The organism is Pedobacter sp. AK013 (assembly GCF_014205835.1).
GTDB lineage: Bacteria > Bacteroidota > Bacteroidia > Sphingobacteriales > Sphingobacteriaceae > Pedobacter.
On record NZ_JACHCQ010000074.1, the window covers coordinates 1 to 5,792 of the forward strand.

The 5,792-nt window shown below is 39.5% G+C and carries 4 protein-coding genes and 2 tRNA genes; 3 read left to right on the forward strand and 3 right to left on the reverse strand.

What is annotated here, in order from left to right:
* Window positions 1-212: 212 nt before the first annotated feature.
* Window positions 213-296: transfer RNA gene (locus HDC90_RS25145), tRNA-Leu, on the reverse strand.
* 70 nt (window positions 297-366) lie between these two features.
* Window positions 367-439 (reverse strand) — tRNA-Gly (locus HDC90_RS25150).
* Window positions 440-865: 426 nt separating this feature from the next.
* Here HDC90_RS25150 and HDC90_RS25155 point away from each other — a divergent pair.
* Together HDC90_RS25155 and HDC90_RS25160 are read left to right on the forward strand one after the other, a co-directional pair.
* A complete protein-coding gene (locus HDC90_RS25155; protein WP_221451948.1) occupies window positions 866-2,239 on the forward strand; it encodes an alpha-L-fucosidase in 1,374 nt (457 codons plus the stop codon).
* A 35-nt stretch (window positions 2,240-2,274) separates the two neighbouring features.
* On the forward strand, window positions 2,275-3,270 hold the full coding sequence (locus tag HDC90_RS25160) for a glycoside hydrolase family 43 protein (protein ID WP_370576673.1): 996 nt from the start codon (window positions 2,275-2,277) through the stop codon (window positions 3,268-3,270).
* A gap of 155 nt (window positions 3,271-3,425) precedes the next feature.
* On the opposite strand, the gene HDC90_RS25165 is transcribed toward HDC90_RS25160, so the two are convergent.
* Window positions 3,426-4,808, reverse strand: a complete 1,383-nt coding sequence (locus tag HDC90_RS25165; protein ID WP_184471378.1) for a family 43 glycosylhydrolase — start codon at window positions 4,806-4,808, stop codon at window positions 3,426-3,428.
* 426 nt (window positions 4,809-5,234) lie between these two features.
* On the opposite strand from HDC90_RS25165, the gene HDC90_RS25170 reads away from it, so the two are divergent.
* Window positions 5,235-5,738 carry a hypothetical protein gene (locus HDC90_RS25170; protein WP_184471380.1) on the forward strand — a complete coding sequence of 168 codons (504 nt, stop codon included), beginning with the start codon at window positions 5,235-5,237 and terminating at the stop codon, window positions 5,736-5,738.
* Window positions 5,739-5,792: the final 54 nt, after the last annotated feature.

The following is a 5,792-nucleotide window of genomic DNA, read 5'->3' on the forward strand; positions in this document are numbered from 1 at the left end:
GTTTGTTCGGCTTGATTCAAGGGAAGTTATAATTGTTGTAATACTACAAAGAAACAAATTATTCTAATCCCCCCAACTTTTCCGCTTGATCCCAAATTATTCTAATCCCCCCCCAACTTTTCCGCTTGATCCGCTTATTTACTTGATTATTAAAGAATTGAGAGGAAATAAAAAAGGGAAGTCTGATCATTTAGATCGGACTTCCCGTCGTGTACTCGGGGCGGGAATCGAACCCGCACGCCTTTGAAAGCACAGGATTTTAAGTCCTGCGTGTCTACCAGTTCCACCACCCGAGCATTAGCCTGTTCCGAAATCCTTCGGTAGGTTAACTTTAAAATAAATGCCTTCTGGTAGGAAGGCATTTAGAGCGAAAGACGAGATTCGAACTCGCGACCCCGACCTTGGCAAGGTCGTGCTCTACCAACTGAGCTACTTTCGCAAATTAATACATGGTGTTGTATTCCTTTGGGGTTGCAAATATAGAAATATAAATATCACTATCAAAAATAATTTTATTTTTTTTTGCTTTAAAAAGTGTGCTAATGGCCCTTTTGCGCTGAATAACAAGGAGTAATCGGTATGTTTTTTATGATTGTAATTTAAAAATTGTAGCATATTTTTAAATCTGGCCCGCGTTAAGACAAACCATTAAGCATATTGCGCCATTCATATTATTTGAACTGGGCCTAGAGAGAGTCGGATTTGTACAAAATAAAGTCTGATGGAGACAATCCTAAGGCTATAAATTTGTCTAATTTCGTATAATTAGGGCCTCAACAGCTTGCGCTATGGGCTACTGCCTAAAATTTTTTAACCAAATATAACAGTGTTTGTCATAGTATAACCTGTTAAGTTTCTAAAACAGATGATGTTCAAACAAAAAATAAAAATTACTGCAACCGGGCTTGTATTAATGTTCATGATTTATTCTTTAACTGTAAAGAGCCAGGTGATGGGCGATGCAGAAAGAAAATCGATGGAAAAAGGAACAATTTACCCCTCACTAAAGGGCGGAGGAGAAGGCGTATCGGGGCCGGGTTCCAATCTTTCACCCGAAAAAATGAAGTGGTGGGAAGATCAGAAATTTGGAATGTTCATCCATTGGGGTTTATATGCAATCCCCGCCAGTGGCGAATGGACCATGTTTAACGAAAAAATACCAGCAGATGAATATGCCAAACTAGCTACTCAGTTTAATCCAAAGCATTTTAGCGGTGCAACATGGGCAAAGGTAGCCAAAGAAGCCGGAATGAAGTATATGGTAATGGTTGCCAGGCACCACGATGGTTTTGCCCTTTGGAATAGCCCCTCGAGTTATAAACACTTTAATAGCTGGGAAACTGCCGCCCATCGCGATTTTGTAAAAGAATATACTGATGCATGCCGTAAGGCAGGTCTCTACGTGGGTATTTATTACTCCCCGCTTGATTGGCGTTTTCCTGGTTATTTTGATCCTAAGGGACTTCCTGAAAATGCCGCACTGCTTAAGAAACAGACTTATGGCCAGGTAGAAGAGCTAATGAAAAACTATGGCAAAATAGATATTCTCTGGTACGATGGTGGCTGGCTAGCCCATAAAGGTAGCGATGCTGATGCTGCCTGGTTTTGGGAGCCGCTAAAACTTAATGGCATGGTACGCCGCTATAATCCTGATGTGGTAATCAATCCCAGGTCTGGAATGGTTGGCGATTTCCAGACCGACGAAGGAGGTGGAGATGTTAAAGGGCCTATTATTCCTTTTCCATGGGAAAAAAACCTGAACCTTAACGAAACAAGCTGGGGGTACAACAAAGCACAGAATTTGATGCCTTTGAAACGGGTTATAGATATGCTGGTGAATACGGTAGACCGTGGAGGAAATATGTTGTTAAATGTTGGGCCAGACCCCGATGGTGTTATTCCACCCACCCACGTACAGCGTTTGAAAGAAGTGGGAGCGTGGTTAGCTAAAAATGGCGAAGGGATATACGGAACACGTCCTGGGCCTTTTCAGCCTGTTGATGGTTTTTATGGTGCTACATACAAGGGGAATAATATATATATACACCTCCTGAAAGCTCCTGTAGGAAGCACTACGATTAAATTACCAGCAATTAAGCAAGCCATTACTGCATGTAATATAATACAGGGTGAAAAAGTTAAATTTCAGCAGGATGCAGCAGGCATCACGATAGATTTAGCTGGGGTACAGTTAGATTCAGTGGTAACTACTTTGGTTTTAAAAACAAAAAACAAGTAGCTCTTATGAACATTTCTGGTAGTCGAATTAAAATCGTGCTTATTATATTATTGATAGGCTGTTACAATTTATCGTTTGCAGATCGTGTACATCCATTAACTGATACGTTGTTTAATAGCAATAGGTTAATCGATACGGATGGAAAGCTAGTTAATGCCCATGGCGCAGGTGTATTGTACCACAAAGGCGTTTATTATCTTTTTGGTGAGGTGAAGCAAGGTAAAACATGGCTTGTTCCGAAGCAGGTGTGGGAAGATTTCCGGGTTCCGGCTGGAGGGGTTTCATGTTATTCTTCTACAGATCTTAAACATTGGAAAAACAGGGGCGTGGTTTTAAAACCTACTACAAACAATCCCGGTTACGATCTTGATACGGGTAGAGTTATTGAAAGACCCAAGGTGATTTATAATGAGCGTACAAAGAAATTTGTGATGTGGATGCACATAGATAAGAATGACTACAGTTATTCTCGTGGAGGGGTTGCAATAAGTGATAATCCTTTTGGACCCTATAAATACCTGGGTAGTGTGGCGCCTAACAATCAGATGTTAAGAGATATGACTTTGTATAAAGATGATGATGGGAAAGCTTATCTTATTTATTCGTCAGAAAATAACAATACGATGCACGTTTGTTTGCTAAGCGATGATTATTTGACACCAAGTAAAACTTATACACGAATATTGGAGAAAAAAACAAGAGAAAGTCCGGCTATTTTTAAAAACCAGGGCAAGTACTTTTTAATTACATCAGGCTGTACCGGTTGGTCGCCTAATGCGGCTTCTTATGCTGTTGCCGATCATATTATGGGGCCATGGGTAGAGGGTGAAAATCCATGCAAAGGACTAAACGCCGAAGTGTCTTTTTTCGCTCAGGGCACGTTTGTACTGCCTGTTGCTAACCAACCGGGGAAATTTATTTTTATGGCCGATAGGTGGAATAAAACCGACCTCGAAAAATCTACATATTTATGGCTTCCGATTCATATCAATAATGATAAAATAGAAATTTATAATCACGATAAGCGATAATTGAGGATAGTTTTTCAGTTAGCAATACCTATTGCTGGTTTGGGCCATCGATGTCATTCCATTTAACGAGCATGCCTCTTTATTTAGAGAATACCGGAAACGCCTAAGCGTTTCCGGTATTGATCTTATTACTTTTTCTAGTCCTTATGGTTGTATCAATATAAATTCCATTCCCAGATACCAGCCACACCATTCAAAATTTTTATCCTAACATAACGGCATTTGATACGTAATTGATCTACATGTGGCGATTGAACTTTAGTTTCGCTGTGGCCTCCACTTTTTTGCCACGATTTTCCATCTAACGATGTTTCAAGCAGGTAAGCATGGCCTGCCGCTGGCCGAACGAAATAAACTTTGCTTAAACTTACAGACTTTATTTTTCCTAAATCTGCCACTATCCAGCCCGTTGAATCTTTCTCTTTCGCCATCCAGCGCGAACCATTGGAGCCATCAAAGGCAAATTTGGGATCGAAGAATTCTTCCCGTTTAAACGATGGATCGCTAATCGGTTTAATTTTCATCGAATCTGCTGTACTTGAGGCATAAGCATTACTGATCTGCAGCTGCTTTGGCTGTTTGCTTCTCGCGAGCTCACCAACGCCGTCAAGATTTACATCTACAGGATTAATGGTTCCGTCGCTGGCAAATGTTAATGGACTAACATAAGTTTGCCGGTTGGTGCTGCCCCTTCCAAATTCTAAAAATGCAATATAGTATTTGTCCGTTCCTTCTAAATTAAAAACAGAACCGTGCCCAGGGCCATACAGCCCTTTTTCATAATTGGTTGTCGTAATGATATCATTCTTAGGGAAGGTATAGGGTCCTAAGGGAGAAACTTTACTCATGATATAAGCGTACTGGTATTTCTCGTTCCCGCCAATGGTATATAAATAATAATAAATGCCTTTCCTTTTAAAGAAGATCGGCCCTTCAGAATACTGCGTTCTTGGGGTCGAAATTACCTGTACCGCTGAGTCTACAGTAATCATATCAGGCATCAATTTCGCTGCATGCCTGGTATTCCAGAACACATAGGCCTGCTTATCATCGTCAATAAATATTTCTGCATCAATACCATTTGGCTTTTTGGTCTGCAATAACGTTGATGGCGTATAAGGTTTAAACCATTCATCCTTGCCTCGGGCGAGTTTAAAAGGTCCTTCTGGCTTATCGGCAACAGCTGGGTACATATAACCATTAACAGTAGGATAGATATAGAATTTACCATTAGCAGGAACAACTTTGCTTGGTGCCCAATATAATTCTTTAGCAGCTGATGGAAAGTACGTACCATCAAAGCTCCAGTTAACAAAATCAGTAGATTTCCAGAGTATAGGAGGACCTGAAGATTTGAGGCCTCTGCCATAGCCATCTGTAGTGGCATAACAATAAAATATGCCGTTAATCTGTTGAATACTGGCGTCTGCAATCATATCTGGAACCAGCGGCTTGCCAAATGGATTTCTGTTCTGAGCCTTTATTGATGCTGATATGGCCAGAGCGAAAAAAAAGGATAATAGTGTTTTATTGGTCATTGGTATTTATTTGAATATTTCTGGTGTATAAGTAAATAATGCTGCATGTTGTTAAAACTTATTTTAATGTAATCTAGGATTAATTTGTTTTAAAGCTGACACAATTTTAGCTGACATATACTCTTATGTTATTAATCTGGCTTACAAATACAGGGATATTTTTTCAGGCTACATAATAATAGGTGCGCGTTTGGAATGGGTATTAATACACGGCTACCAAAATACCCTGTTAACCCAAATTGAAAAGTTATCTGATGGATAATTTTTGACGTAATAGCCCCTAAGATAGTCGCTTTTGCATATCACCCAACGCTATATTAGTGCTGATCTTTGTGTAATAGATTAATCAAAACAACTTAGTTAAGTGAATCCTGGATTAAAAAAATCAATAAAGGGTTATAACTATAATTATCAACTTATCTTCCAATGAAAAACAACATCAATCTGGCATTACAAGAATTAAAGCAATTTATTGGTACATGGGAAATGGAAATATCAAATGCATCCTTCTTACCCGATGCCAATGCAGTTATTAAGGCGAAAGCATCCTTTGAATGGTTTGAAGAAGGTGAATTTCTAATTTTTCGGCAGGGTACAAAAAATAATGGAACGCCCTGGGCGATATGGTTTATTGGTCGTGATAAAGATGCACAGAACTACACCGTATTTTACATTGATGATCAACAATCTTCCCGGGTATATGAAATGAGTTTTGAAAACAGAATATGGAAGATATGGCGCAATGGCCCCCAATTTATCCAACGGTTTACAGGTGAGATTAACAAAGATAAAAACGTCATCTCGGGATTTTGGGAAAAGTCTGTAGATGGTAAAAACTGGGAGCACGACTTTCACCTTACTTATAAAAAAGGGATCAAGCGGAAAAGTTGGGGGGATGTTTTAAGCATATATTTTCGACAATCTGAATAAGAAGAATTTAATATCCCTTACACCTCTAGAGGTTGCTCTAAAAGCTTTGATCTT

Bases quoted from the DNA above. Each gene is read 5' to 3' on its own strand.
- HDC90_RS25155 (WP_221451948.1), top strand. From the start codon at position 866: ATGATGTTCAAACAAAAAATAAAAATTACTGCAACCGGGCTTGTATTA.
- HDC90_RS25165 (WP_184471378.1), bottom strand. From the start codon at position 4,808: ATGACCAATAAAACACTATTATCCTTTTTTTTCGCTCTGGCCATATCA.
- HDC90_RS25170 (WP_184471380.1), top strand. From the start codon at position 5,235: ATGAAAAACAACATCAATCTGGCATTACAAGAATTAAAGCAATTTATT.